Here is a 26,398-nt window from a genome sequence, read left to right on the forward strand (position 1 = left end):
TTAATATACATAACGTGTTATAATTTTACAAATAAAAATATTATGACGATAATAGTATGTTTAAGGGAGGTTGAAGAAATAAAGAACAAAATAGTTCTATTTAGTGTGTTAGGGCTCGCTCTTTTACTGATATTAGCCTTGTCTTTCTTACAGGAGCCTGATGAGTATAAAGGTTATGAAGAAGGCATTACAATAGTGGTAAATAATTTAAGTGGAAGTAATATAGAAAGCCTAAATTTTTCATACGGTTTTGCGGAAGATCCACATTATAAAGAAATAGACATTATAGAAAATTTAATCCCAGGAGATACCTCTACTATAAAAATAAAAAAAGCTAAAGAATTAAAAAGTGAAACAAGAGATACTAGTATTTACATGAACTATAAGCTTTTAAGTGATTTTGAAGTAAATGAGAATTTGATATACTTTACTCCTCCTCAACCAGATAAAATAGTTGTTATAATTGATATTGAGCAAATAGATAGCGATGGAAATGTAAAGTATAATATAAAGGGATTTGATGGTGCGAGGTCATTTTAAATCTTATAAAGGTTATTTAATGAGTGCTTAATAAAAGCTTTTGAATATCATCGTTATAGCATTCTAAAGCATCTGGTGAAAATTGAAATGTCTATCAAATTGTAAGTTAATTCGATAGACATTTTTTGTAATTAATGTAATTTTCATGAATAACGTTATACAACGAATAACAATTGGATTGCACTGCACTGCACTGCACTGAATGAATAAGCTTCAAACGTCTAGAAAAGCGTAAATCCACGTTTTTCTAGACGTTTTTTTATGTGTAATTATGTATAACAATTCATTTGACTTTATAATTATTCATGTTTATAATTAGGGTTACATAAATATACGTAAAAAGGAGTTTTTATTAATGAAATTACTTGAATGGGTGAACTTAAAGGTTGTAGATAGCATAAAAGGCAAAGATTTATTAACTCTTCTTGATTATACAAAAGAAGAAGTGGAAGAATTAATTCAGCTTGCGGTAGATTTGAAAACACTAACGAAAGCAGGGAAGTGCCCGCCTTTATTGGAAGGGAAAACATTAGGGATGATTTTTGAAAAGCATTCGACACGTACTAGAATTTCGTTTGAGGTTGGTATGAAACAACTTGGAGGAAACGGTATGTTTATGAATGCACGTGACCTTCAAATCGGCCGTGGTGAATCTGTATACGATACAGGGCATGTATTGTCTGGTTATTTAGATGGCATAATGATTCGTGCGAATTCACATGAAATGGTCAAGGAGTTAGCGGAGCATGCGAGTATTCCAGTCATTAATGGGCTAACTGATATTTATCATCCGTGCCAAGCATTGGCAGACATATTGACTGTGCATGAAGTAAAAGGATATACACAAGGCTTGAAAATTGCTTATATTGGGGACGGAAACAATGTTGCGCATTCATTAGTTGTCGCTGCTGCATACATGGGTATGCATATAGCAGTTGCTACTCCAGAAGGGTACGAAGCAGATACTGAAATTATACAAAAAGCGAAAGAAATTGCACTTCAAAATGGCGGGTCTTTATTTGTGTCGAATGATCCAATTGAAGCAGCTGTGAATGCGGATGTTATTTATACGGATGTTTGGACTTCTATGGGGCAAGAAGAGGAAGCGGAAAAACGATTGGCAGATTTTAAAAATTTTCAAATTAACGATGCGTTGGTCGCAAATGCGAAATCAGATTATATGTTTTTACATTGCTTACCCGCACATCGTGAAGAAGAGGTTGCTACTTCAGTAATTGACGGACCAAATTCTTATATTTTCCAACAAGCAGAAAATCGTTTGCATGCCCAAAAAGCAGTACTTGCTTCTTTGATGGCATAATCAATCAATTGAACAACTAGCTGTAAAGATAGGGTTTATCTTGCGGTTAGGTAAATATACGCGATGTCGATTGTCAAGATGGATGGCTTCATCGCTACATAGGAAGAGTGATTCGGGAGACGCTGAATCACTCTTTATTACATAAATAAAATCCGTGAAGAAGGAATTCTCCTCCACGGATTTTATTATTTTGCAAATGCAGTTGATAATTCGTTGAGGACAGCTTCTCTATTTGCATCGTTTGTTATATTCCACCATTTCTCAAAAAAAACACCGAGCCCTGGCAATAAATGCTCTTCTCCACGTTTAATCGCATCTTCCACAACACCTCGTATTTCCGATGCCGAGTGTCCAACCATGTTTGCGGTAATTGCTTCTCTAATTTGAAAGTCCATTTTTCATCACTCCTCGCAATTATGTTCCCCAAACTCTCGCAAGCTATACATGAATTTGTTACACTAATAATAAAAAAGGCGGTTACATATAAATGAAACGAATTGAATCATCCCAAAATTCTCTTGTAAAGCATTGGAAAAAACTTTTAAGTGTTCGCAAAGAACGAGATAAAACAGGCGAATTTATTATGGAAGGCTATCATTTGGTTGAAGAAGCTATTAAGCAAAAAGAAAATGTATTAACGATTATGATAAGTGACAGCAGTGAAATTCCTGCTAATTGGGATGTAGATCAAATCGAAATAGTGGAAATTAATGATGCGATTAAAAATGAACTTGCAGAAACCGAGCATACACAAGGAATTTTTGCACATTGTAAACAAAAGACGTTGGATGAAGTAGAGCAAACGAAATGGAGCCGTCTGTTATTAATAGATGCCGTACAAGATCCGGGCAATATTGGCACAATGATTCGAACAGCAGATGCAGCAGGAATTGATGCAGTTATACTTGGAAAAGGTTCTGCAGATGCATATAACTCCAAGACATTGCGATCTGCACAAGGTTCACATTTTCATATACCAGTTGTAAAAGGTGATTTATATAGATGGGTAGACGACTTAAAGGAACGATCTGTTCCTGTTTTCGGTACAGCTTTTGAAAACTCGACTCCATTTAATGAAGTGAAAAAAGGGGATTCATTTGCATTGATCGTTGGAAATGAAGGAAGTGGCATTCATCCAGAGCTTCTTCAAAAAACGGATCAGAATATTATTGTGCCACTAGTAGGACAAGCTGAATCGCTAAATGTGGCTGTGGCAACAGGAATTCTTTTGTACGGCTTATCACTAAAATAAATGGAACTTGAAGTAATACGAAAAACTCAGTATAATAAAATATAATTACATAAATAAAAGCTGTCATCGGGAAAAGTATATATGACGATTCGAATGAAGGGATTTTACACCTTGACTGAAAGTGTAAATGGAGAATGCGTATAGAAGTTCACCCCGTTAGCTGCCACCGGGACCAGCATTTGCTGTAAAGGTGCGCCGGTGTAGAGCCGTTAGTCGAATTGAGTGATTGCACGGATTTTTGTGCAGTAATCAGGGTGGTACCGCGAAATTAGTCCTCGTCCCTTTTATTGGGGCGGGGTTTTTATTTTGTCTAAATTTTGGCTAACTTCAGCACCTTGGGCATTTTTAAAAAGGAGGATTTTAAACATGGAAGCACAACTTCAACAGTTGAAAGAAGAAGCATTACAAAAAATTGCAGCTTCAGGAAACGTCAAAGAACTTAATGACGTGCGTGTTGCATATTTAGGGAAAAAAGGACCTATAACGGATTTGTTAAAAGGAATGGGTAAATTACCTGCCGAAGAACGTCCGAAAATGGGGGCATTAGTAAACGTAGTGCGTGAAGAAGTAACGGAAGTTCTAGAAACTCGTATGACACTACTTCAAGATCAAGCAATTAGCGAACAATTGGCGAAAGAATCAATCGACGTAACATTGCCGGGTCGTCCGGTGAAAACGGGAAATCATCACCCACTTACTCGTGTAGTAGAGGAAATTGAAGATTTGTTTATTAGCATGGGTTATGAAATTGCAGAGGGTCCTGAAGTTGAAAAAGATTATTACAACTTCGAAGCATTAAACTTACCAAAAGGACATCCAGCTCGTGATATGCAAGATTCCTTCTATATATCTGAAGATACGCTACTTCGTACACAGACTTCTCCAGTTCAAGCTCGAACAATGGAAGCAAAAGAAGGACAGCCGATTAAAATTATTTGTCCAGGTAAAGTATACCGCCGTGACAATGATGATGCGACGCATTCACACCAATTCACACAAATCGAAGGACTTGTTATTGGAGAAAACATTCGCATGAGTGATTTAAAAGGAACGCTATCTCTATTTGCGAAGAAGATGTTTGGAGACGATCGTGAAATTCGTTTACGTCCAAGCTTCTTCCCTTTTACAGAGCCATCTGTTGAAATGGATATTTCTTGCTTTAAATGTGGTGGATCAGGCTGTAACATCTGTAAGAAAACAGGTTGGATTGAGATTTTAGGTGCAGGAATGGTTCATCCTAACGTTTTAGAAATGTCAGGATACGATTCGAAAAAAGTTTCTGGTTTTGCCTTTGGTATGGGTCCAGAGCGAATTGCAATGTTGAAATATGGAGTGGAAGATATTCGTCATTTCTATACAAATGATGTGCGTTTCTTATCGCAATTCCACCGAACAGAAGCGTAAGGAGGAAATGACATGTTAGTTTCGACGAAATGGTTAGCGGAATATGTGAATACACAAGGGCTTGATCCGAAAGAGTTAGGGGAAAAAATCACTCGTTCAGGTATTGAAGTCGATGCAGTAATAGATCGTTCTCATGGAATGACAAATGTAGTTGTTGGATATGTGAAGGAATGTGTCAAACATCCAGAAGCAGACAAATTAAATATTTGCCAAGTAGACGTAGGAGAAGAAGTAACACAAATTATTTGTGGTGCTCCAAACGTTGCAGCAGGCCAAAAAGTTATTGTAGCTCGTCCAGGAGCAGTATTACCAGGCGGTTTAAAAATTAAAAAAGCAAAACTTCGCGGAGAAGAATCGAACGGAATGATTTGTTCTCTACAAGAATTAGGTATCGAAGGTCGTCTTGTTCCTAAGGCATATGCTGAAGGAATTTATGTACTTCCAGAAACAGCAGTAGCTGGAGAAAGCGCTATTCCACTACTTGGACTTGATGATACAATTTTAGAACTAGGCTTAACGCCAAACCGTTCAGACGCTCTAAGTATGCTTGGGGTTGCTTACGAAGTAGGGGCAATTCTTTCAGAAGATATGAAGTATCCAGAAGCTTCATACACAGAAAGCAGTGAAAAAGCTTCTGATTACTTAAGCTTACGAGTAGATGCGCTTAATGCAAATCCGATGTATGTTGCAAAAGTGATTAAAAATGTACAAATTAAAGAGTCGCCACTATGGTTGCAACATCGCCTAATGGCAGCGGGTGTTCGTCCACATAATAACGTTGTTGATATTACAAACTATGTGTTAATGGAATACGGCCAAGCGCTTCATGCATTTGACTACGACCGTTTGGAAACGAAAGAAATTGTCGTGCGCTTTGCAAATGAAGGAGAAAAAATTGTTACGCTTGATGACCAAGAACGTACATTAAAAGCGCATCATTTAGTTATTACAAATGGTACGGAGCCGGTTGCTCTTGCTGGAGTAATGGGTGGAGCAAATTCAGAAGTACATGATGGTACAACAACAGTCGTTTTAGAGTCTGCTTATTTTACAGCTGGATTTGTTCGTCAAACATCAAAAGACCATAACTTACGCAGTGATGCGAGTGCTCGCTTTGAAAAAGGCGTTGATCCGAATCGTGTTATTTTAGCAGCTGAACGTGCGGCAAGTCTTCTTGCGGAGCTTGCAGGTGGGGAAGTATTAGCTGGTTCTGTTATCGTAGACGAATTAGACAAAACACCTGCGGAAGTAGTTGTATCTCCTGACTTTATTAACAATCGTTTGGGAATGAAAATCTCTTTAGAAGAAATGTCTTCGATTTTAACGAGATTAAAATTTGATTTTGAAGCGGCAAATGGTGTGTTGCATATTAAAGCACCAACTCGTCGCCAAGATATTAAAATTGAAGAAGATATCGTAGAAGAAATTGCTCGTATGTATGGATATGATGAAATTCCAATGACGTTGCCAGTAGGCGAATCAAAACCTGGTGGATTAACATCTTACCAAGCGAAACGTCGTCAAGTACGTGCGTTTTTAGAAGGTGCTGGTCTGTATCAGGCTATCACGTATTCTTTAACTTCTAAAGAAATGGCTCAAAAATTTGCTTTAGAAACTGCTCCAGTGACGGAATTATTAATGCCGATGAGTGAAGAACGCAGCACACTTCGTCAAAGCTTAATCCCTCATTTACTGGAAGCAGTAACATACAATACTGCACGCCAAGCAGACACAGTAGCACTATATGAGATAGGTTCAGTATTCTTAGGTGAAACGGAAGAAGGATTACCTCATGAGCAAGAACATTTGGCAGCTGTAATTGCTGGTAAATGGGTAGATCATAGCTGGCAAGGTGAAAATAAAGCAGTAGATTTCTTTGTATTAAAAGGAATTGTTGAAGGGTTAATGGATGTACTTGGTCTTTCAAAAGAACTTACTTTTGAACGCACAGAAGTAGATGGATTACATCCGGGACGCACAGCTTCTATCAAGCTTGCTGGAGTAGAAATCGGCCTTATCGGTCAGTTGCACCCATCAGAGCAAAAGATGCGTGATTTAAAAGAAACATATGTAGTAGAGATAAACCTTGCGAACGTATTAAACAAAGAAGTCGAAACATTATATTATACGCCTGTTTCTAAATTCCCATCGATCACTCGTGATATTGCATTAGTAGTAGACAGCGAAAAAGCTACTGGCGAACTACAAGCAATCATTCAGTTATCGGGTGGTAAATTGTTAAAAGGTGTACATCTGTTTGACTTGTACGAAGGAGAAAAAATGGAGCCAGGCAAAAAATCGGTTGCATTCTCTCTAACATACTTCGATCCAGAACGTACATTGGTAGACGAAGAAGTAGTAAATGCACATAATAAAGTTTTAAAAGCACTTGCTGAACAAGCAGGAGCAGAGTTAAGAGGATAATGAAATGTAGCAGCACCTATAAACGGTGTTGCTTTTTCGTTATTGTTTGACCTTCTGTTTTCCATATGTCATAAATCTCCATACTTTTTCTAATGGACCCATAGTAAAGAATTTGAACCAGACCACACTAAAAATTATCTGAATGCCATAAATCATGAGCGCGATATAAATAATGTCTTTTGATGAAACGACTTCTATTCCCATAATTGAAATGATTGCCGTTCCTATAAAGCTTTGTGCAACATAATTTGTAAACGCCATTTGTCCTACTAGTGAAATTGGTTTCAGTATTTTCACGATGCGCTTATTTTCTAACAGTATAAAAAATGTTGATAAGTAAAATAACGTTGTAGGTATTGCTCCTAATGCAATAAGTTCATCTATGTTCTTGCCCTCGTTTTGTGAAGCATTCCAAATCCAAAGAGAGAAAATTATGGACAAGAGTAATGTAATCATCTGTATCCATTTAATTTTTTTTGACAACGAATGAATCTGTAAAAGCCATTTTGCCTTAGCAGTTAAAAATCCAGCTAAAAACATGATAAAGATTAGTATCATATCACTATAAAAGAAATTTATATAAGGGTAGATAGTTTCGATTGATGGTAAAAAAATCTTTAGCAAAAGAGAAGTTAAATAAATGGTTGTTATGCCACCGAGCCACTTTTTAAGAGTTGAAACATTTGTTTTATAAAAAGGAATTAAAAGTAACCCGATGATAGAATATACTAATAGTATGGACCCCCAAAAAATAAATACATGAATGATTCCAAGAATCAAGAGAGCGAGTAAACGTCTTCCCATTCGCCATTTAGGTTTATCGCCGCGACTTTCAGCTCTGGAAGCAAAAATGTATAATCCTATTCCAAAAAGGAAAGAAAAAATAGAGAAAAATTTCTTTTGCACAAAGATTTCTATGAATGTATGAATGATTCCATTAATGCCACTATAGTCCGGCATGGGACCCCCTTCTATTATAATTTGATAAGCTCCCACATTAATAAGTAGTATGCCAAAAAGAGCAAATCCACGGATAATATCCAATGACATTATTCTTTCTTTTTGTGTAATCGATGGGTTCATTATATTTCTCCTTTCAGGATTTATTAATATTTGTATAAGGCTAAGAATACTTCATAAACCTTACATTATATTAATACCAACCTTACAAAAACCTTAAGTTTATTGAATAAGGCAGACCTTTAGAAGTTAATCCTGTAGAATAAGAGAACTTAATTTTTATCAATAGGACAAGGGGGTAGACAAAATGGTTACATATACAGCACCAATTGTAAGTGCAAGTATTGTCTTCGTAATTTTAGCAATTTTTCTTTTTGTACCATGGCTTATTTACACGTATCGTAAATATGGATATTTAACTATTTCCACAATGATTGTTACTTTTTCATTTATTTTTTATTTTTTATCTGCATTATTTCTTGTACTACTTCCTCTTCCGGCCACACGCGACACTTGTTCTATGCAGCCACCGGATACGGCTTACTATTCACTTGTACCTTTTACGTTTGTAAAAAATACATTTGAAAATAGCGGTATAGTATTTTCTCAACCAAGCACCTATGCACTAATTTTGAAGCAACCATCTTTTTTCCAGGCACTCTTTAACTTTTTATTATTGCTGCCGTTTGGGGTTTACTTACGTTATTTCTTACAATCGAAACGGTATTGGAAAAAAGCCTTTGTTTATGGCTTTGCTTTAACGCTTTTTTATGAAATCACGCAGGTGACAGGAATTTATGGTATTTATAATTGTCCATACCGCATTTTTGATGTAGATGATTTGCTTTTAAATAGTACGGGGGCACTTGTAGGATTTTTCTTGGCACCAATTGCCTTGTCTATATTTCCATCAAAACAAAGTGTCCAACAGAAAGCCATTCAATTGGCAGCATTGGATGAAACTCGTCCACTGACACAGTTATTCGCCATACTAGTTGACGTCCTCCTTATCAAAGTTAGTTGGTCATTTACATTTGGTTTGTTTATAACGAATGGAGTCCTCGAATTTTTATATAAATCGGTTCTCTTATTTGCCATCTTCTTTGTTCTTCCTACTATTTGGAGTGGTAATACTATAGGCACCCGATTTATGCGTTTTCGAATTGTAAGCAATGGTAGAAAGAATAAAAGCATGTTTAAGCGGTTTGTGGCAATATATGTAACCTATTTTGTATACAGTGTATTTGATACTCTTAATAAAGTAAATTTAGATATTGACTCTCCTTATTATGTTTTTAAAGTGTCTATTAGTTTAGGTTCATTTATGATTATGGTTGGGATTACTTTGATGTTAATCATCCATATACTAATAGTAGTGTTAAGCAAAGGAAAGCGAAGATTCTATTTTGACGAAGTAGCAGACGTATATGCTACGAAAAAATAATTGGACTTGAAACTGTAGAAAGAAATTCTTTCTACAGTTTTTTTTTGGACAAGAAACACGGCAGGTTATTAGGTACAATACGATGAGCTATTCTTAAGGATTTTGTAAGGTTTACACAAAAATAATGTAAGGATGACCTCTTATAGTTAATAACAAGCAAGATATCAATAGAAGAGGTGAACAATAATGGAACCATTATTAAAAGTAACAAATGTTAGCAAGATATATGGAAAATCATCCAACTTAATTACTGCGTTGCAATCTATTTCATTTAATATATATGCAGGAGAATTTGTCGGTATTATGGGCCCTTCTGGTGCTGGAAAGTCAACATTGTTAAATTTGCTCGCAACAATTGATATGCCTACAAAAGGAACAATTGAAGTTAGCGATCAACAGTTAGATAAGTTAAAAGAAAGTGATCTCGCAACATTTCGCAGGGATAATTTGGGTTTTATATTCCAAGATTATCATTTACTCGACTCTTTAACTGTAAAAGAAAATATACTGCTGCCACTAGCTATTGCAAAAATACCTTCAGCAGAAATTGAACAACGTGTGCAGAGAATGGTTACATTATTTGGAATTGAGCCTTTAATAAATCAATATCCATATCAAATTTCAGGAGGGCAAAAGCAACGAACAGCAGCGGCTCGAGCATTAATTGCGAATCCTAAGCTCGTTTTAGCGGATGAACCAACTGGGGCACTTGATTCGAAATCGGCAACTAGCTTATTGGAAACCTTAAGTATTTTAAACGAGCAGCACGAAGCAACAATTATGATGGTAACGCATGATTCATATGCCGCTAGCTTTTGTCAGCGGATTCTTTTTATTAACGATGGGGAGCTATCGCATGAAATACGGAGGGCTAATAAGACGAGAAAACAATTCTTCCAGGAGATATTAAATATTCTCTCTTCTTTCGGAGGTGGTGTACATGACACTATTTAGTTTGGCAAAAAAAAATATGTTTCGTAATTTCTCCCAGTATTTTTTATATATGGCATCGATGGTTTTCTGTATTGTTATTTATTTTACCTTCGTCACGTTGAAATATAACGATACGATGGAGGAGTTATCAAGCTCTTCGTTGAAGCTGGATGCTTTAATGAGTGGAGCAGCATTTGTTTTATTGTTTTTTGTTACGATTTTCATTGCGTATTCCAATTCCTTCTTTATGAGAAAGCGTAAAAAAGAAGTTGCACTATATTCACTTTTAGGAGTTCGAAAAAAACAAATTGGTTGGATGTTATTTTTTGAAAACTTTTTAATAGGATTTTTCGCACTAGTTGTTGGGATTGTACTTGGATTTTTATTATCAAAAATATTTTTGACGATTTTAATTCAAATGATGGGCTTTGATACGTTTGCAAGATTTACATTTTCAATTGAAGCGGCAATAGACACAACAATTGTCTTTTTAACTTTATTTTTAATTACATCTTTTCAAGGTTATCGTTTAATTTATCAATTCAAATTAATTGATTTGTTTCATGCTGCCAAAAAAGGAGAAGGTATTCCAAAAGCATCCTTTTTAATGGTCATTGTTGGAGTGGGCCTAATTAGCTTTGCCTATTGGTTAGCGTTACAAGACTTATTTACATCCGAGGTGTGGAGGAAAATAGGTATGCTGATAGCACCGTTACTTATTATTGGAGCGGTCATCTTGGGATCCTACTTGTTATTCCATAGTGTAACTGTCTTTTTATTGGCAGGGATGAAGAAAAATGTTCGATGGCTGTGGAGAGGATTAAATGTGATGACGGTTTCTCAGCTGCTTTATCGTATTCGTGGGAACGCAAAAACATTAACAGTCATTGCGATATTAAGTGCAACAACGATTACTGCCGGTGGTTCGGTATATGGACTTTACTACAATATAGAATCAAGCATTCAAAAAGGCGATCCGAATACGTTCATGTATCAAGAAACAGACGAAGCATGGGTGAAAGAGGTAGAAGGATTACTGGAGAAAGAAAATTATGTTTATAAAGAGAAATTAACTGTAATTACGGTGGAAGCGGAGGAAATAGAAGGATCGGATAGGAAGATGATGTATACCGTTTTGTCGGATAAACATTTTAATCAACTTGCAAAGCTACAGAATAGTCCAGACCAATTGGACTTGGATAATAAGCAGACTGTTATATTAGATGCTTTATACGATGAACGTTTTACACCAAATTATTCAGGTAAGGATATTATTGTAAATGGTCGAGAAAAACTAACGATTAATAACTTCAAACCATACAATGTCCTGAATGTCGGCGTTTCTGGGCCAACGCTTGTTGTCAGCGAAGTAATGTTTGAACAGCTACAAAAGGTAGATAATGTGATGACGCTCGTTGCTTATGGATTCAAACAAAGTAAAGAACAATTAGAGATCTCTTCTCAAATTGAAGAGATATTACCAGCTGAAGTATTGTTCAGTAGTTTACCAAAAGACTTTAAATCAAGTATAGAATCTGTCGGATCCCTTTTATTTATAGGTAGCTTTTTAGGATTAGTCTTTTTAGCTGCAACAGGTAGCATCATATACTTCAAAGTTTTAACTGAAGCAGAGGAAGATAAAGAAAAATATAAAGTATTACACAAAATTGGTGTTAGTCAAAGAGACATATTGAAAACTATTGCAACGCAAGTATTTTCTATTTTTATGGCTCCATTAGTAGTTGGGATTTTGCATAGCGCGATTGCTTTAATCGCATTTTCTCAATTATTATCGATGGACTTAACAAAGCCAGTTACCTTATGGATAATCGCGTACACCGTAATCTATGGCGTTTACTATGTTATGACGGTATTTTCGTTTAATCGAACCGTCCAACAAAATTATATGAATGAGGGATAATGATGAAAAAATTAATTATCGGTTTACTGGTTACAATCATTTTACTAGGTGGTGCATTCTTTTTACTCACGACTGTTAACTTTAATCGTTTGAATACAGATCATTATTATGTACAGATTACTAATGATGGTGTAATGACAAAAAATAAAGTATCTACAGGAGAAGTTTTTGAACAATACGAATATACATTGGATGCTTACAATGAAGAGGGGAATACTGACACATTAGATTTTACAGCAATAAAACAACTCCGAAAAAATGCTTATTTAAAACTCTTTGTTAACGATGAGAAAAATGTAAAGTCCTATCAAGAAGTTATGTGGGAAGAAATACCGAAAAAAGCTCAATTAAAATTTGAAAGAAAATAAAGAGAAACACTAAAAAGGATTGTCTCAGATCGTATTTTATCGATGAATGGGACAATCCTTTTTACTTAAAATTATAATTTAATTTCTATAGTCGTACCTTGATCTTCTTTACTCTTCAAGTAAACCTCGCCCTTATGTGCTGTAATAATGTCGCGTGCAATGGCCATGCCAAGCCCTGTTCCATACACATGATTCGTATTTGTACCACGGTAATAGCGTTCAAATACTTGTGACAAGTCCTCTTGCCTGATACCTTTACCATTATCTTGAATTAGAATATAGATCCGTTCTGAATGGTATATTCGAATAGAAACTTCGACGTGTATATCATTATGTACAAGGGCATTGTAAATAAAGTTTAGTAGCGCACGTTTCATTAATTGTTGATCTATCATATGCTCGATAATTTCATCATCTGCTTCAAAGGAGATGTGCCTAACACTAAATTGCGGATCATTTAATAAATCAATAGTCATTTCTCGTAATAAGGTTGTTAAATTAGTTTTCTGGATGTTTAAAGATAATTGTTGATTTTGCAATCGAGTAGTTAAATTTAAATCATCTAATAACTCTTTCATAAAAATAGCTTTCTTTTCAATAATGGTTGTATATGCTTGCATTTCTTCCGCTGTCAGTTCACTAATACTTTCCTTCATAAGCTCTGCGTAACCTTGAATCGATGCAAGGGGAGTTTTCATGTCATGAGACACGTTACTAATCCATTCCTCGCGCATTTGATCGAGCCTTCTGCGATCCTGTTCATGCTGCTCAAGTGTTAAGGAGACCTCATTTAGATTTTGAAAAACCTCTTTATACATACCATTTGGAATGGACACCTTTTTAAATTTTCGTTGCCTTAGTTTTTGGATATCATTTATAAGCAAATATAAGGGCTTTGTCAATTTACGGCTAAATAGAAGCCCTATGATAATGGCAATTAACAAATCAAATAAGAAAAATAATAAAACAAATAGGTTGAGCATTTCGAGAAAATTGTCGATACGATAGTTTATAATATACTTCGTAATATTTCGATCTTGTATACCAATGAAGTAACTTATAGAATCTTTTTGCCCGATAAATACTGTAGTGTCACCATCTACTTCTTTATATTTGTACATTTGAATAATATCGATAGGAGAGTAGTGCTCCTTTAGGTTTTCTGGCGTTCGGAAGCTTGCAACTTCATTTCCCATTTCATCTAAAAATTGAACCCATGCTTTTCGTTTTTCCAAAGCCTCTACTCCCTCAGTACTGACAGAGATTTTTTCATTTGTGATCTCAACATACTGTTCAAAGCTTCTTGTGAAATCTTCTTCAGAAGCAGCAGAAGAACCGAGGAGAGTGTTGTTTCTCTGAAGTATAAAAAGGCTAACTATAATGATTGTATTGATAAAAATAACAATAGTAACAATGGCAACAACTGACAACAGGAAACGTAATGTTAGCTTCCACTTCATCAGGTGTCCCTTTTGAGGACAAGCTTGTAGCCTAATCCTTTAATTGTTGTTAAAAATATAGGGTTAGAGGGATCATCTTCCATTTTTTCGCGTAGTCGCCGAATATGGACCATTACTGTATTTTCAGAGCCAAAAAAATCTTCTCCCCACACTCTCTGAAAAAGAGTTTCCTTACTAATAATTTGATTTGGATTATGTAGAAAACAGCGCATTAGCCCAAGTTCCTTTGCTGTTAACGACAAAAGACTATCATTTTTCTTTACTTCTGTCTCGTCTGCATTTAACTGGAAAGGACCGACCTTTACTACTGATTGAACATTTTTCTTTTCAGCGTAGCCAGCTCGTCTTAGTTGGGCTTTAACGCGATAAGCTACTTCTTTAGGACTGAAAGGTTTGGTTATATAATCGTCACCGCCAATTGCAAGACCTAAAAGCTTATCGATTTCTTCTGTTTTTGCAGACATGAATAGTATCGGCACATTTGAAATTGCACGAACTTGCTTACACAAATCATATCCTTCACCATCTGGAAGCATAATGTCTAAAAGTATCAAATCGGGCTCCCATTGTAAAAATTTTTCTAAGCCTTCTTTCAAAGTAGAAGCGGTCTCTATCTGTGATAAACCTTCTTTTTTTAGTACAGCAGTCATTAAACTAGCAAGTTCATCTTCATCATCGACTACTAATATCCGCGGTTGCTTCATTAAGGTTCCTCCTTTTTACATTTAGTATAGTACATGTATAGCTTAAATACTTTGCCTACTTAGAAAAAATAATTTGGGGTGCCAGATGTGAGCCTGGAATCCTATCAATGCACTCGTACTAATATATCTAAATCTAGAACATACACTGACAGGTGAAGAAGTTGTAAACACATATAAAAATTTACTATCATTTGCTGAACAATCAGAAGTCAGCAGAAGCCATAGTACCAACCAACTCGAGAAGGATGGGAAGGGCTGAACAATAGAGAGAACAACATCTTGGCATTCAGTTAACTGCGCTGAACACAGATAACCGATAAGGCATACTTGATGGAAGAAATGGTGAATTCCATTGCGGCCTTCAAGAAGGTGTAGCAGAACTGGCATAAAAAGAAATGTTGTTGTTCACGGAAAGAGGACATAACGAATGTTAATGGAACAGATTTTGTCACGCGGAAATCTTATCACTGCTTTAAAAAGAGTGGAAAAGAATAAAGGGAGCCATTGTGTAGACGGAATGTCCTCTCAAGACCTGAGATTTCATGTCTATAAAGAATGGGAGGCTATGAAAATAGCACTCCTTAAGGGGATTTATGAACCACAACCTGTCCGTAGGGTAGAAATCCCGACACCTGATGGCGGTGTGCGTTTATTAGGAATACCTACCGTAATCGATCGTTTCATTCAACAAGTTATTGCACAAATTCTTTCACCAATCTATGACGCTACGTTTTCTGAAGCTAGTTATGGATTTCGTCCAAATCGAAATGCACAGTATATTTATGAAACGTTTGAACAAGCTGCCGGAATAAGGAATTGACTCACGTTCGTCCCATTTTTCTGGGACGTATTTTTTGAATACAAAAAATGTTAAAAAGAAACTGTGTACCTAGATATTAAGGTGATTTAAAAACCTAAGTGTCACCTTATCGAAGACGGTTACAATCACAATTCCTATTGTGTATCGAATCAAATCCACAATTAGAAAACCTTTATCGAGAATTAAAGCCCCGAGCATTGTCCCCCGAATTTGATTGGCCCAGTCTTCCTGATAGAGCTGACTAAATTCAATACCGAAGCAAAATAAAAAACTGAGCAAGAGAGCTATGTCTGGATTCTTACGAATGAATAAAAATCGAAACCGGAAATAAACCATCATAGCCCAAAGTGTATCGCCTATATTCTCCGCTATAACTGCATGCAGTAGAAGGCTATATTTTCTTGAGATAAGCTCTAAAAAACGGTGACAAGAACGACAATAAAGTAAGTTATCCTCATATTATGACTATCTCCTTTTGCCCGAGCTTTAAATCTTTCTAGACCAATATACGACTGGAATTAGCAATAATGCGAGAAAGCCTCCAGCTAGTGATAATGTGGCATAGCTTGCTTGTGCAACAACCAATCCTGAAAGAGCTCCTCCTGAAGCTCCAGCTAGAGCGATTGAGACATCGACAGTCCCTTGCGTCTTTGCTCGTGTCATCGGGGTAGTAGAATCGATGATAAGTGCAGTTCCACTTATTAAACCAAAGTTCCAGCCGAGTCCGAGAAGAGCTAGCGCTGTAATCATGAAAAACATAGAATCGCCGGGTGCAAAGGTTGCTACGACTCCGGAGAGAAGTAGTGTAGCTCCTGCAGCAATAGCCATCGTTGTGCGTCCCAACTTATCCACTAAGATTCCAGTAATTAAGGATGGCAAGAACATAGCACTAACATGGATGCTAATAACTAGTCCGATTGCATCTAAGTCATGTCCGTAGTGTTTCATATGAATAGGTGTCATCGTCATAATGCCGACCATGACAATTTGAGTTATGACCATGATAGTAGCTCCGACCGCAATTCCACGTTTGTTGATGGCAGGGCTATCTGTGTCACTGCTTGAAAGGTTCTTATCACTTTCTGCCTGTGCCGCAGCAATCTCTTGGGCAATAATCAGTGGGTCGGGACGTAAGAAAATGAATAGTACAAGTCCTGCAAGGATAAATGCCGCAGCCGCTAAAATGAATGGTCCAGCGAGTGCAGGTACGCCAATTGATGTGGCGAAACTTCCCATTACACCAATGAGATTAGGTCCAGCTACTGCACCGAAAGTTGTCGATACCATGGCGATACTAACAGCAGTGGCCCTTTGTTTGCTGTTTGCTAAATCTGTACCTGCATAGCGTGCTTGTAAGTTAGTTGCAGTTCCAGCACCGTAAATCAATAAAAATGCTAATAGTAAAAAGATATTATTCGTAATGGCCGCAACGACGACTCCAATTGCGCCGATTCCACCTAACCAAAAACCTGTTGTTAATCCGATTCGGCGACCAAAACGTTGAGAAAGTCGCCCTACAAGTAGAGCAGCTCCTGCAGAACCAAATGTAAACATCGCAGCAGGAACACCTGCGAAGCTGTCTGATCCAATCATCTCTTGAGCGAGAAGGGCACCAACTGTAATACCAGCTGCAAGTCCCGCACCTCCGAGAATTTGCGACAAGACAATAATGATTAGTGTTCGTTTATAGAGTTGTTGCTGTTTTTCATATGTATTTATTTTCATGCTTTCCTCCAATAACTTCGCATTTTTTGATAGATACGGATATTGCTAGAGAACGAATAGACTTAAGTTTATATAGTTTTGTTTTTTCAGTCAAATCAATAAGCTCCCTGTGGTACAAACAAATTCGACGCAATTCTGAATTATTTATAAGTTGTGTCTGACGCAGGGAACAGAAAAATCATACAGGATTTTAGTACGACGACGATACAATATCGTGGTATTATAAAACTAATCTAAAGATTGTGTGAGGTAAAGATTCATATGAAACCCCAAAACTTATTAAAGAGCTTTAATTTTTTGTATTTCGGTATGCTTGCTATATTTATTCCATTCTTACCAATCTACTTTGCTGAACAAGGCCTAACACCTGGGCAAATTGGTTTTATAATGGGTACAGGTGGTTTTGTTGTCATAGTTGCTCAGCCGTTATGGGGAATGATTAGTGACAAAACAAGAACGATACGTAAAGTACTTTTAGTATTAATTTTATGTTCAAGTGTCATTGGTTATTTATTGTATGACGCTAGTAGTTATTTTCAGCTCATACTATTTGCCATGTTGCTATATTTCTTTTTAATGCCAATTGATCCTCTTGCAGAAAGTCTTAATTTTACTACAGCGGAATCGTTGAAAATAAGTTACGGATCTATTCGCACATATGGTGCTTTGGGCTACGCGGTTGTTTCGTTGCTCACTGGTTATGTCATGTCCTATTTTGGTGCACATAGTTTGGCGGTCCTCTTTGCAGGTCTTGGGGTAGTTAGCTTTGTTGTTTGTTGGAAGATGCCTGATGCACCAGTTTCAGGAAAGCCCGTCACCTTAGGTAGCCTGAAGCATTTCTTTCGCAATAAAGAGACACTTCTATTTCTATTACTTGTCTTTATTTGTTCTGTTCCTGCTCGAATGAATGACACATTTCTTGGGGTATATATTCGTGAACTTGGTGGAGGCGCAGAGTTACTAGGGCAAGCGTGGTTTTTAGCGGCAGGTAGTGAAATTGTCGTGTTTGCGCTAAGTTATTGGTGGTTACGTAAAGGTAAAGAATTGATTATTATTTCGATTGCAGCTGGTTTCTATTTCATCCGATTTTTTCTCGCGGCATGGATTACAGATCCTCATATGCTCGCTTATTTGCAAGTTTTGCAAATGCTTACTTTCCCGATCTTTTATTCGGCTGCTATTCAGTATCTGTATCGTATCGTTCCAGTGGAATGGCGTGCAACAGGTCAGACCGTGTTAGCCTTATTATTCTTTGGTGTTTCTGGCATTTTTGCGTCGTATATAGGTGGAGCTCTTTATGGGGCATTTGGCGGTCAGATTCTTTATTTTTCTATTTCAGTAATGTCGTTTTCTGGCTTGATTTTTGGCCTTGTGCTTTATCGAATTTATGGAAGAAGAGCGGTAAGCGAATAAAAATCCATTATAAGAAGCCCCTCAAAGAATGCTCTTTTGGGGGCTTCATGCATTAAAATCCCATCAAATCTCTCACATGCTCTGTATTTTCTCTAGATGTAAGCATTTCGAGTAAAAGGAATGCAACATCAAAAGCGGTGCCTGGATTAGAAGATGTAACAATATGTTGGTCGCGTACAATACGTTCATTAACAACATTAGCACCAAAATCCTGTAATTGTTTTAAACGTTTGCTCGTTGGGTGATTATACGTCGTTGCATTGCGATTAGCTAAAATTCCACTATTTGCAAGTGTTAAAGAAGCAACACAAATCGTCGCAATAGGCTGCTGTTTTGCATCAAAATGCCGAATCACTTGTTGAAATGATTCGCTATATGCATCCTCATAAAATCCAGCCTCTTCAAACCCACCAGGTATAGCTAGTGCATCAAAATCTTCTAGAACTATTTCATGTAGCAGTTTTTCAGGCGTTACGGAAAAATTCCAAGTACATTGCAACTGTGGGTGTAATCCAACTGTGACAACCTCCGTTGAACCATCACCTTCCCATTTATTCCACCCTAACACATCCGTAAATACACTTGCTTCAACTGCCTCAAAGCCATTTGCTAGTAATAATAATGTTTTTGTCATGTTGTAAGCCTCCTCTAGTACTTATCATAATAAAAAGAAGTGTGTAAAAACATAATATGAGAAAGGGAATATGATTATTTTTGTTTATTAATAAAGGAAAATAGCGTAATGTTATTTATAAAAAAAGGTGGATAATATGGATCGAATTGATTATGAAATACTTCATCAATTACAAAGTAATGCAAAAATGTCTATGAAGGATTTGGCAGTAACAGTACATTTATCTGCACCAGCGGTTATTGAACGCGTCAAGAAATTAGAAGAGCAAGGTGCAATTGAGGGGTATCAGGCGAAAGTGAATTTAAAAAAATTAAATCGTTCAATCGTGGCATTGGTTTTATTTAAATCTGTCGATTGTAAAAGTTTAGCGCATTTTTGTAATTCTCATCCTGATGTGCTCGAATGTTACCGAGTTGCTGGAGAAATTAGCTACATCGCTAAAATCGCAACATATTCTGTAGAAACACTTGAACAATTCATTGATAAAGCAATGCCGTATGGCACGCCATCAACGAATATTGTTTTATCGTCCAATGAAAAAGCTGTTGTTTTACCTTATTCAATAGAGGGGGTTTAAAAGTGCTAAAAAGAAAGTACGGGGATCGTTCAGGATGGAAGAGAATTATTGAACGAAAGTATTCGCAAACCTATATGGAATCAAGAGAATTTATTGGACATATAACACTTTTACATTTAGTTCAAGTTTCTGAGCCATTATGGGTTAATTACGGAGAGAAAAATATTTGTATTGTTGATAACGGCTATATGTGGTTGCAACATTATCCTATTGGAAAAAACTATTCTGTCACGTCAATGTTTGATGCTAGTGGAGAAATAGTGCAGTGGTATATAGATATTTGCTATGAAATTGGAATTGAACATAATGTTCCTTGGTTGGATGATTTGTTTTTAGATATTGTTGTACTAGCAAATGGAGAGATTATTTTGTTAGATGAAGATGAACTGGAAGAGGCTCTTGAAAATGGAAGTATTGATAAAGCAATGTATAACTTAGCCTGGGATGAAGCAAATCGCATTACTGATTTAATCAAGGAAAAAACATTCAAGTTACTCCCAATTTCTCAGATTCATAAGAAAACTTTAGAAGAACAACTTCGGTAGTGGTGGAGGGCATAGATGAGAAAAGTAGAAAAATTAAAGGGTTTATAAAATAGATAAAGAATATTTTTAAATAAGTACTATGCTAGACTTTTATCCATGATAAAATCGGAGGGCAAATATTTGAAAAATGAATTTACAAATCGACTAAACCTAGACTACCCGATCATTCAAGCTCCAATGGCAGGAGGAATTACCACCTCTCGATTAGTTTCTGCTGTTTCTAATAACGGAGCTCTCGGCATGATTGGAGCGGGTTATATGAGTCCGATTCAGTTAAGGGAACAAATTAAAGAAGTGAAGCTGTTTACATCGAATAATTTTGGTGTGAATTTATTTGTTCCAAACGATTTTGAAATAAATGAACAAGAAGTTGAAGCAGCGACTAGTTTATTGAAGCCTTATCGTGAAGTATTACAAATACAAGACGAGGTAATATCTTGGCCAAATACTTCTGATGCTATAAAAATATTTGATGAGCAAATACAAGTTATTATAGAAGAAAAAGTGCCGATTTGTTCCTTCACATTTGGAATTCCGTCCGTTGATGTAATCCAACGGTTAAAGCATCAGGGCATCGTAATAATCGGTACAGCTACAACTGTAATTGAGGCAATTGCAATTGAAAAAATCGGAATGGATGCAGTAGTTGTGCAAGGATGTGAAGCAGGTGGACATAGAGGGAATTTTATAAGCGCACATGAAGAGAGCTTAATTAGCTTGATGTCCCTAATCCCGCAAGTAGTGGATTATGTTCGCATTCCAGTAATTGCAGCAGGTGGAATTATGGATAATGGAGGACTAATGGCTTCGTTACATTTAGGAGCAAGTGCCGTTCAAATGGGAACTGCATTTTTGACATGTGAAGAAAGCGGGGCGCATCCAGTACATAAGGAAGCAATTATTCATGCAAAGGACGGGGACACGACATTCACTCGTGCGTTTTCAGGTAAGTGGGCAAGAGGGATCTCCAATCAATTTATGCATGAAATGAAAGATTATGAACAGCATCTACCGGAATTTCCAATTCAAAACACATTAACACAATCAATAAGAAAAGCGGCTGCCGCACAAAACAATAAAGAATTTATGTCGCTTTGGTCAGGTCAAAATTCCACGCTTGCTAAAAGAGAAACAGTTGAAGAACTTATTCAAAGAGTGATGAATTATGGTAACCTTTTTTTGATGAGAGACGGTGAGTAGGTGAATATCCAATCAAGTACAAGTAATTATATTAGAGTGCTAAAACAAGACGAATTAAAAAAAGGTTTACCTGATGAATTATTTTTAGATAAAGCAAAAAAGAGAAATGCGAAAGCAAAGTATGAAATTAAAACTGAAAATGGTTACATCAGGCATTATGTTACAAAGTTGAATGGTGACAGAGTGATGGTAAAAGAAGTGAAGCTACGAAAAGGACAGGAAGATAAAAACAGTAGCGGAGAATTAGTTGATGTCGTTCGAGATGCATTAATGACCCAACTAACGCAGCAATTAGATAAGCAAAATACAGAGAAGTTTTCTCAAACTGGCTGGGGTGGTCAGAAGGAAAAGCAATTGGAGAAATACCAAACGGGTATTTAATCGGAACGCGTAATAATTGTAAAAGAGTCTTGCTACAATGGCCTATAGCAAGACTCTTATTTTATTTAGGTTTTATTAATAATTTCTTTAAACAGTAAACTCATAATAAGGCTCCTCTTGCTCGGTGTCATCAAACCATTTCATCTCTTTGAATATAAAGCCGATGTTTTCTAATATTTTTAAGGAACCTATATTTTCTGGACTAGCTGAAGCAGTCACAAGTTGAACTTTCCCGTGATTTTTAGCCAACTCTATGCAAGCAAGTGCTGCTTCTGTTGCAAACCCTTTCCCCCAAGAATTTTTACTAAAATGATAAATTAATTCAACTTCGCTTATTGCACCTGTAATATTGAAGCCAGCTGCTCCAATAATTTCTCCAGTTTCCTTTTCTTTTACAGCATATACAGATAAACGATTTACTTCATGACATGTTCGATATGCAGCAATTACTTTAAATAAAACCTCATGGGAAGTAGCACCATCACATAACTTCATAACCTCTTCGTCGCCCCAAAATTGTTTGACATACTCTATATGTTTGTCATCAAATACATGTAATTCTAAGCGTTCTGTTTCAAATGCCATTTCCATTTAAATCACCTCTATTGATTAAGATCTTCTTTTATTCGCAAGCTTCATCGCTTTTTGTGTATTGGCAAAATGCCATTTTGTAATGGATTTGAGAAAAGTTTCTCCGTGTTTTAAATAAATTTTTGCCGCGATTTCATCCACTTTTGCGCTTGCTCCTTTAGGAATGGTCGTATTTGCTATGTTGCTTAAGCGGTCCATTTCTTTTAAAAATGCATATCTTGCAATAATAGAAGCAGCGGCAACCGATACGTGAATTTGCTCTGCTTTTGTAGAAAACAATACATTTTCTTTGATGATTTCTTTTTCGGCTTTAATGTGATTATAGTAAATTCCGCGCTCGGCAAACTGGTCGATTAAAATATATGCAGGCTTCTCAGGAACCATCTTTTTTAATACATGCTTAAGTGCTTGATTATGCATTAATGCTTTTATTTTTCCTTGAGACGAACCTCGCCCTTGGATATCATTGTACTTTTCATTTTTTAATATTAAAACACTATGTGTCAATGTAGCCATTAACTCGGGAGCCATTATGCGCATACTATCATCTGTAAGCATCTTAGAATCTTTTACACCGAGCTCTTTCACGAGTTCTATTTGATCTTCTCGAACGAAACAAGCTGCAACCGTGATTGGTCCGAAGTAATCACCAGTTCCCGTTTCGTCTGATCCGATAACAGATAAATTGGCGAAATTCGGTGGCAATAAATCGCCTTTTGTGTTGACACTAGTAGCTTTCGGAGTAACTTTATCAGCTGTGCCCCATAAAGATGCTTCTCTGGATGCACCATTTCCTTGGAACATTACTTTCCCAGATTTATAAATTGTCACTGTTGTATCTGATAGTTTCGCAGCAAAAACTACTCCAGGAGCGGATCTTTCTACTTTAAACTTTGTGTAATGGGCTTTCACTTTTTCTATTTGACTTGCTTCTAGCAATAGTACTACATTAGACATTTGTACGTTCCTTTCTTCACATCGTAATCTATTTCGTGTTATTATTATAAATAGGATTTTCTGGGGAGGGCATGACTTTGTCAGAACAACATAAAACACGTATTACTGTCGATATATATGGGCAGAATTATAAAATGGTAGGTTCAGAAACTTCTGGCCATATGAGACTGGTTGCCTCTATGGTAGATGATAAAATGAGAGAGATTCATTCCCATAATGGTAAATTAGACACTGCCAAGCTTGCAGTGCTTACCGCAGTCAATGCTGTGAATGACTACATAAAAGTAAAAGAGCAACTAGAGTTAATGGAAGAAGAATTGAAAAGGCTAAAGGACTGACAAAATGCTAGATATACTTATATTAATATTACTTGTTGCTGGTTTAGTAACAGGTGCAAAAAGAGGGTTAATCGTTCAACTGATCCATATGACTGGTTTTATTATCGCATTGATCGTTGCGTATACTTATTATAAACCACTTGCGGATAAATTTGTTTTATGGATTCCATTTCCAGCAGTAACAGCAGGTTCTAAACTTACGATTGCAGTAGATAGTTTAGACTTAGATCAAACATTTTATCGAATTATTGCATTTGCACTTATTTTTATTACGATTAAATTCGCGTTACAGTTATTAGCTTCTATGTTCGATTTCCTAAAGTACTTACCTGTACTTGGTTTTATAAGCAATGCTTTTGGAGCTGTTTTAGGATTTGTCGAGTTTTACTTTTTATCATTTGTTTTATTGTATGTTTTTGCGTTATTACCAATCGATTTTATACAAAACTTAATATCCAATTCTATGTTGACAGGCTGGATGCTAGAGCATACGCCTATCTTATCGGAAACTATGAAAAATTTGTGGTACATCTATATTGAAAAGTAACTTCTCTCAAATAGAGAGAAGTTTTTTTTGAAAGAATAAGAAAGTATAGGGATGAATGGAGTGGATTTCGTTACAAGTGAACGCTTACCACTATATCCAATTTGTAATGAAGAACTTGCGAGTAGCGAAAATGCGCTAAAAGTTGGCTGTTTTTTGAAATTCATTTTCAATATTTTATAAATCGCAAGCAACGGTCTTTTTTTTCGACGATTTTTCTTGAATGAAGGGAGCTATTCCAATGGATAAAAAAACGATTATTAATACATTAGAAAAAATTGCATTATATATGGAATTACAAGGAGAAAATCCTTTTAAAGTATCTGCTTTTCGAAAAGCAGCACAAGTACTAGAGCTAGATGCACGCAGTCTTACTGAAATGGATAATATATTAACGCTAAAAGGTATTGGAAGTACGACAGGCAAAGTAATTGAAGAATTATTGGAGAATGGTGAATCTTCCTTGCTAATAGAGTTACAAAGTATTGTACCTAAAGGGTTATTGCCGATGTTGAAAATTCCTGGACTTGGCGGGAAGAAAATCGCAAAGCTTTATAAAGAACTACAAATCGATTCGATTGATGCTTTAAAAGAAGCTTGTGAGGCTAAAAAAGTACAGACGTTAGCTGGGTTTGCAGCAAAAACAGAAGAGAAAATTTTAGCTGAGATTGACAATTTACAATCAAAGCCTGAGCGAACTGCAATATGGAAATTAGAACCGATTGTAGAAATGATTGAGAGCAAGCTAGCGGCAATCGAGCAGATTGAGAAATTTTCAGTTGCGGGATCATACCGTAGGGTGAAAGAAGCAAGTAAAGATATTGACTTCATCATTACAACAAGTTCGCCGCAACAAGTAAGGGAAGAACTTCTGCAAGTGCTTCCAGTGCTAAAGGTAATTGCAGCCGGTGATACAAAAGTTTCTGTTACACTTGATTTGGACGATGAAGTGGATGTAGATTTCCGATTAGTAGAAGCTCACCAATATGCGTCTGCACTTAACCATTTCACAGGTTCGAAGGATCATAATATTAAGATGCGACAAATTGCAAAAGAGCAAGGGAAGAAAATTAGTGAATATGGCGTTGAGTTAGAAGACGGCACAATGCAGCATTTTAACTCAGAGCAAGAGTTTTACGCATATTTTGACTTGCCTTTCATTCCTCCGACTGTTCGAGAAGATGGATCAGAGTTTGCAAAGCTCGATCAATTATCTGCACTGGTCACTTTGGATGATATAAAAGGTGATTTTCATATGCACTCCACTTGGTCTGATGGGGCTCACTCTATCGAAGAAATGGTGGAGGCAAGTCGTGCGAAAGGTTATTCGTATATTGTTATTACTGATCACTCTGACTATTTAAAAGTTGCGAATGGACTTTCAAAGGAAAGATTAGTGCAACAAATAGAAGTGATTAAAGAGTTAAATGCAAAATATACGGACATTGAAGTTTTTGCTGGAACAGAAATGGATATCCTTCCTGATGGATCGCTCGATTTTGATGATGAGCTTTTAAAGCAATTAGATTTTGTCATTGCTTCGATTCATTCGAGCTTCAGCCAGCCTCAAGAAAAGATAATGGAGCGATTATTCAATGCGGTGACAAATCCATATGTGCATATGATCGCTCATCCGACTGGAAGAATTGTCGAGCAAAGAAATGGTTATAATCCAGTTGTACCAACTTTAATAGAGTGGGCAAAAGAACATGGGAAAATACTTGAACTGAATGCTAATCCATATCGCTTAGATTTGAATACGGAGCATTTAAAATTGGCGCAACAAGCTTCTGTGCCGATTGCTATAAATACAGATGCACATCATATGGATCAGCTAAAATATATGGATCTTGGGGTTCGTTATGCTCAAAAAGCATGGCTACCAAAAGAAAGTATCGTAAATACTTGGACACTTGAACAGTTTAAGCAATTCATTTAGAAA

26 protein-coding genes, 1 pseudogene and 1 other annotated feature are annotated in these 26,398 nt (G+C 36.4%); of the genes and pseudogenes, 18 read left to right on the forward strand and 9 right to left on the reverse strand.

Annotation, left to right across the window (positions count from 1 at the left end):
* Positions 1 to 42: 42 nt before the first annotated feature.
* Positions 43 to 540, forward strand: coding sequence for a hypothetical protein (locus RUH95_RS04390; RefSeq protein ID WP_313891619.1), 498 nt, complete (start codon positions 43 to 45; stop codon positions 538 to 540).
* A gap of 355 nt (positions 541 to 895) precedes the next feature.
* The gene (gene argF / locus RUH95_RS04395; RefSeq protein WP_313891620.1) at positions 896 to 1,861 is read left to right on the forward strand and encodes an ornithine carbamoyltransferase; all 966 of its coding nucleotides are present in this window, start codon (positions 896 to 898) and stop codon (positions 1,859 to 1,861) included.
* Positions 1,862 to 2,046: 185 nt separating this feature from the next.
* On the opposite strand, the gene sspI is transcribed toward argF, so the two are convergent.
* Entirely contained in the window at positions 2,047 to 2,256 is a 210-nt protein-coding gene (sspI, locus tag RUH95_RS04400) for a small acid-soluble spore protein SspI (RefSeq protein WP_313891621.1), read from the reverse strand.
* Positions 2,257 to 2,348: 92 nt separating this feature from the next.
* Between sspI and RUH95_RS04405 the strand changes: the two genes are divergently transcribed.
* From RUH95_RS04405 to pheT, 3 genes are all read left to right on the forward strand, one after another.
* A complete protein-coding gene (locus tag RUH95_RS04405; protein WP_313891622.1) occupies positions 2,349 to 3,113 on the forward strand; it encodes a TrmH family RNA methyltransferase in 765 nt (254 codons plus the stop codon).
* Positions 3,114 to 3,166: 53 nt separating this feature from the next.
* Positions 3,167 to 3,399: a binding site (T-box leader), on the forward strand.
* Positions 3,400 to 3,479: 80 nt separating this feature from the next.
* Complete coding sequence (pheS, locus tag RUH95_RS04410) at positions 3,480 to 4,517, forward strand: phenylalanine--tRNA ligase subunit alpha (RefSeq protein WP_313891623.1); 1,038 nt, start codon at positions 3,480 to 3,482, stop codon at positions 4,515 to 4,517.
* A 12-nt stretch (positions 4,518 to 4,529) separates the two neighbouring features.
* On the forward strand, positions 4,530 to 6,941 hold the full coding sequence (gene pheT, locus RUH95_RS04415; protein ID WP_313891624.1) for a phenylalanine--tRNA ligase subunit beta: 2,412 nt from the start codon (positions 4,530 to 4,532) through the stop codon (positions 6,939 to 6,941).
* A gap of 39 nt (positions 6,942 to 6,980) precedes the next feature.
* On the opposite strand, the gene RUH95_RS04420 is transcribed toward pheT, so the two are convergent.
* Positions 6,981 to 8,024, reverse strand: coding sequence for a DUF418 domain-containing protein (locus RUH95_RS04420; RefSeq protein WP_313891625.1), 1,044 nt, complete (start codon positions 8,022 to 8,024; stop codon positions 6,981 to 6,983).
* A gap of 184 nt (positions 8,025 to 8,208) precedes the next feature.
* Here RUH95_RS04420 and RUH95_RS04425 point away from each other — a divergent pair, with 184 nt between their 5' ends.
* From RUH95_RS04425 to RUH95_RS04440, 4 genes are all read left to right on the forward strand, one after another.
* A complete protein-coding gene (locus RUH95_RS04425) occupies positions 8,209 to 9,345 on the forward strand; it encodes a VanZ family protein (RefSeq protein ID WP_313891626.1) in 1,137 nt (378 codons plus the stop codon).
* 186 nt (positions 9,346 to 9,531) lie between these two features.
* A complete protein-coding gene (locus RUH95_RS04430) occupies positions 9,532 to 10,299 on the forward strand; it encodes an ABC transporter ATP-binding protein (RefSeq protein WP_313891627.1) in 768 nt (255 codons plus the stop codon).
* Positions 10,286 to 12,199, forward strand: coding sequence for an FtsX-like permease family protein (locus tag RUH95_RS04435; RefSeq protein WP_313891628.1), 1,914 nt, complete (start codon positions 10,286 to 10,288; stop codon positions 12,197 to 12,199). Before RUH95_RS04430 ends, RUH95_RS04435 begins: the two co-directional genes overlap by 14 nt.
* 2 nt (positions 12,200 to 12,201) lie before the next feature.
* Entirely contained in the window at positions 12,202 to 12,567 is a 366-nt protein-coding gene (locus RUH95_RS04440; RefSeq protein WP_313891629.1) for a YxeA family protein, read from the forward strand.
* A 71-nt stretch (positions 12,568 to 12,638) separates the two neighbouring features.
* Here the strand turns inward: RUH95_RS04440 and RUH95_RS04445 are convergent, their stop codons facing one another.
* Complete coding sequence (locus RUH95_RS04445; RefSeq protein ID WP_313891630.1) at positions 12,639 to 14,027, reverse strand: sensor histidine kinase; 1,389 nt, start codon at positions 14,025 to 14,027, stop codon at positions 12,639 to 12,641.
* Positions 14,027 to 14,731 (reverse strand): response regulator transcription factor, encoded by a 705-nt coding sequence (locus tag RUH95_RS04450; protein WP_313891631.1) that lies wholly within the window; start codon positions 14,729 to 14,731, stop codon positions 14,027 to 14,029. The genes RUH95_RS04445 and RUH95_RS04450 overlap by 1 nt, the downstream gene beginning before the upstream one ends.
* A 427-nt stretch (positions 14,732 to 15,158) precedes the next feature.
* Here RUH95_RS04450 and RUH95_RS04455 point away from each other — a divergent pair.
* Positions 15,159 to 15,503: pseudogene (locus RUH95_RS04455) on the forward strand (group II intron reverse transcriptase/maturase); the annotation flags it as partial.
* A 117-nt stretch (positions 15,504 to 15,620) separates the two neighbouring features.
* Here RUH95_RS04455 and RUH95_RS04460 read toward each other — a convergent pair.
* Positions 15,621 to 15,890 carry a ribosomal maturation YjgA family protein gene (locus tag RUH95_RS04460; RefSeq protein WP_313891632.1) on the reverse strand — a complete coding sequence of 90 codons (270 nt, stop codon included), beginning with the start codon at positions 15,888 to 15,890 and terminating at the stop codon, positions 15,621 to 15,623.
* A gap of 147 nt (positions 15,891 to 16,037) precedes the next feature.
* A complete protein-coding gene (locus RUH95_RS04465; RefSeq protein ID WP_313891633.1) occupies positions 16,038 to 17,276 on the reverse strand; it encodes an MFS transporter in 1,239 nt (412 codons plus the stop codon).
* A gap of 261 nt (positions 17,277 to 17,537) precedes the next feature.
* On the opposite strand from RUH95_RS04465, the gene RUH95_RS04470 reads away from it, so the two are divergent.
* Positions 17,538 to 18,689 (forward strand): MFS transporter, encoded by a 1,152-nt coding sequence (locus RUH95_RS04470; protein ID WP_313891634.1) that lies wholly within the window; start codon positions 17,538 to 17,540, stop codon positions 18,687 to 18,689.
* 52 nt (positions 18,690 to 18,741) lie between these two features.
* On the opposite strand, the gene RUH95_RS04475 is transcribed toward RUH95_RS04470, so the two are convergent.
* Entirely contained in the window at positions 18,742 to 19,323 is a 582-nt protein-coding gene (locus RUH95_RS04475) for a DJ-1/PfpI family protein (protein WP_313891635.1), read from the reverse strand.
* Positions 19,324 to 19,459: 136 nt separating this feature from the next.
* Here RUH95_RS04475 and RUH95_RS04480 point away from each other — a divergent pair, with 136 nt between their 5' ends.
* The 4 genes from RUH95_RS04480 to RUH95_RS04495 all read left to right on the forward strand — a co-directional run bounded on the left by RUH95_RS04480 (position 19,460) and on the right by RUH95_RS04495 (position 22,026).
* A complete protein-coding gene (locus tag RUH95_RS04480) occupies positions 19,460 to 19,900 on the forward strand; it encodes an Lrp/AsnC family transcriptional regulator (RefSeq protein ID WP_313891636.1) in 441 nt (146 codons plus the stop codon).
* Between the two features lie 2 nt (positions 19,901 to 19,902).
* The gene (locus RUH95_RS04485) at positions 19,903 to 20,445 is read left to right on the forward strand and encodes a ribonuclease FAU-1 family protein (RefSeq protein WP_313891637.1); all 543 of its coding nucleotides are present in this window, start codon (positions 19,903 to 19,905) and stop codon (positions 20,443 to 20,445) included.
* Positions 20,446 to 20,541: 96 nt separating this feature from the next.
* Positions 20,542 to 21,645, forward strand: a complete 1,104-nt coding sequence (locus RUH95_RS04490) for an NAD(P)H-dependent flavin oxidoreductase (RefSeq protein ID WP_313891638.1) — start codon at positions 20,542 to 20,544, stop codon at positions 21,643 to 21,645.
* A complete protein-coding gene (locus RUH95_RS04495) occupies positions 21,646 to 22,026 on the forward strand; it encodes a hypothetical protein (RefSeq protein WP_313891639.1) in 381 nt (126 codons plus the stop codon).
* Between the two features lie 87 nt (positions 22,027 to 22,113).
* Here RUH95_RS04495 and RUH95_RS04500 read toward each other — a convergent pair whose 3' ends face one another.
* Together RUH95_RS04500 and rnhC are read right to left on the reverse strand one after the other, a co-directional pair.
* The gene (locus tag RUH95_RS04500) at positions 22,114 to 22,617 is read right to left on the reverse strand and encodes a GNAT family N-acetyltransferase (protein WP_313891640.1); all 504 of its coding nucleotides are present in this window, start codon (positions 22,615 to 22,617) and stop codon (positions 22,114 to 22,116) included.
* A gap of 18 nt (positions 22,618 to 22,635) precedes the next feature.
* Positions 22,636 to 23,574, reverse strand: a complete 939-nt coding sequence (rnhC, locus tag RUH95_RS04505; protein ID WP_313891641.1) for a ribonuclease HIII — start codon at positions 23,572 to 23,574, stop codon at positions 22,636 to 22,638.
* Between the two features lie 77 nt (positions 23,575 to 23,651).
* Here rnhC and zapA point away from each other — a divergent pair, with 77 nt between their 5' ends.
* From zapA to polX, 3 genes are all read left to right on the forward strand, one after another.
* Positions 23,652 to 23,912, forward strand: coding sequence for a cell division protein ZapA (gene zapA, locus RUH95_RS04510; RefSeq protein ID WP_313891642.1), 261 nt, complete (start codon positions 23,652 to 23,654; stop codon positions 23,910 to 23,912).
* Between the two features lie 4 nt (positions 23,913 to 23,916).
* Positions 23,917 to 24,459: a CvpA family protein gene (locus RUH95_RS04515; protein ID WP_313891643.1), complete on the forward strand. Its 543-nt coding sequence runs from the start codon at positions 23,917 to 23,919 to the stop codon at positions 24,457 to 24,459.
* 238 nt (positions 24,460 to 24,697) lie between these two features.
* On the forward strand, positions 24,698 to 26,395 hold the full coding sequence (gene polX, locus RUH95_RS04520; RefSeq protein WP_313891644.1) for a DNA polymerase/3'-5' exonuclease PolX: 1,698 nt from the start codon (positions 24,698 to 24,700) through the stop codon (positions 26,393 to 26,395).
* The last annotated feature ends 3 nt before the right edge of the window (positions 26,396 to 26,398 follow it).

Origin of the sequence: Psychrobacillus sp. (assembly GCF_032154225.1) — a bacterium.
Classification (GTDB): domain Bacteria; phylum Bacillota; class Bacilli; order Bacillales_A; family Planococcaceae; genus Psychrobacillus.

Excerpts from the sequence above, each read along its gene's own strand:
- RUH95_RS04390 (WP_313891619.1), top strand. The coding sequence starts at position 43 with ATGACGATAATAGTATGTTTAAGGGAGGTTGAAGAAATAAAGAACAAA.
- argF (WP_313891620.1), top strand. The coding sequence starts at position 896 with ATGAAATTACTTGAATGGGTGAACTTAAAGGTTGTAGATAGCATAAAA.
- sspI (WP_313891621.1), bottom strand. The coding sequence starts at position 2,256 with ATGGACTTTCAAATTAGAGAAGCAATTACCGCAAACATGGTTGGACAC.
- RUH95_RS04405 (WP_313891622.1), top strand. The coding sequence starts at position 2,349 with ATGAAACGAATTGAATCATCCCAAAATTCTCTTGTAAAGCATTGGAAA.
- pheS (WP_313891623.1), top strand. The coding sequence starts at position 3,480 with ATGGAAGCACAACTTCAACAGTTGAAAGAAGAAGCATTACAAAAAATT.
- pheT (WP_313891624.1), top strand. The coding sequence starts at position 4,530 with ATGTTAGTTTCGACGAAATGGTTAGCGGAATATGTGAATACACAAGGG.
- RUH95_RS04420 (WP_313891625.1), bottom strand. The coding sequence starts at position 8,024 with ATGAACCCATCGATTACACAAAAAGAAAGAATAATGTCATTGGATATT.
- RUH95_RS04425 (WP_313891626.1), top strand. The coding sequence starts at position 8,209 with ATGGTTACATATACAGCACCAATTGTAAGTGCAAGTATTGTCTTCGTA.
- RUH95_RS04430 (WP_313891627.1), top strand. The coding sequence starts at position 9,532 with ATGGAACCATTATTAAAAGTAACAAATGTTAGCAAGATATATGGAAAA.
- RUH95_RS04435 (WP_313891628.1), top strand. The coding sequence starts at position 10,286 with ATGACACTATTTAGTTTGGCAAAAAAAAATATGTTTCGTAATTTCTCC.
- RUH95_RS04440 (WP_313891629.1), top strand. The coding sequence starts at position 12,202 with ATGAAAAAATTAATTATCGGTTTACTGGTTACAATCATTTTACTAGGT.
- RUH95_RS04445 (WP_313891630.1), bottom strand. The coding sequence starts at position 14,027 with ATGAAGTGGAAGCTAACATTACGTTTCCTGTTGTCAGTTGTTGCCATT.
- RUH95_RS04450 (WP_313891631.1), bottom strand. The coding sequence starts at position 14,731 with ATGAAGCAACCGCGGATATTAGTAGTCGATGATGAAGATGAACTTGCT.
- RUH95_RS04460 (WP_313891632.1), bottom strand. The coding sequence starts at position 15,890 with ATGATGGTTTATTTCCGGTTTCGATTTTTATTCATTCGTAAGAATCCA.
- RUH95_RS04465 (WP_313891633.1), bottom strand. The coding sequence starts at position 17,276 with ATGAAAATAAATACATATGAAAAACAGCAACAACTCTATAAACGAACA.
- RUH95_RS04470 (WP_313891634.1), top strand. The coding sequence starts at position 17,538 with ATGAAACCCCAAAACTTATTAAAGAGCTTTAATTTTTTGTATTTCGGT.
- RUH95_RS04475 (WP_313891635.1), bottom strand. The coding sequence starts at position 19,323 with ATGACAAAAACATTATTATTACTAGCAAATGGCTTTGAGGCAGTTGAA.
- RUH95_RS04480 (WP_313891636.1), top strand. The coding sequence starts at position 19,460 with ATGGATCGAATTGATTATGAAATACTTCATCAATTACAAAGTAATGCA.
- RUH95_RS04490 (WP_313891638.1), top strand. The coding sequence starts at position 20,542 with ATGATAAAATCGGAGGGCAAATATTTGAAAAATGAATTTACAAATCGA.
- RUH95_RS04500 (WP_313891640.1), bottom strand. The coding sequence starts at position 22,617 with ATGGAAATGGCATTTGAAACAGAACGCTTAGAATTACATGTATTTGAT.
- rnhC (WP_313891641.1), bottom strand. The coding sequence starts at position 23,574 with ATGTCTAATGTAGTACTATTGCTAGAAGCAAGTCAAATAGAAAAAGTG.
- RUH95_RS04515 (WP_313891643.1), top strand. The coding sequence starts at position 23,917 with ATGCTAGATATACTTATATTAATATTACTTGTTGCTGGTTTAGTAACA.
- polX (WP_313891644.1), top strand. The coding sequence starts at position 24,698 with ATGGATAAAAAAACGATTATTAATACATTAGAAAAAATTGCATTATAT.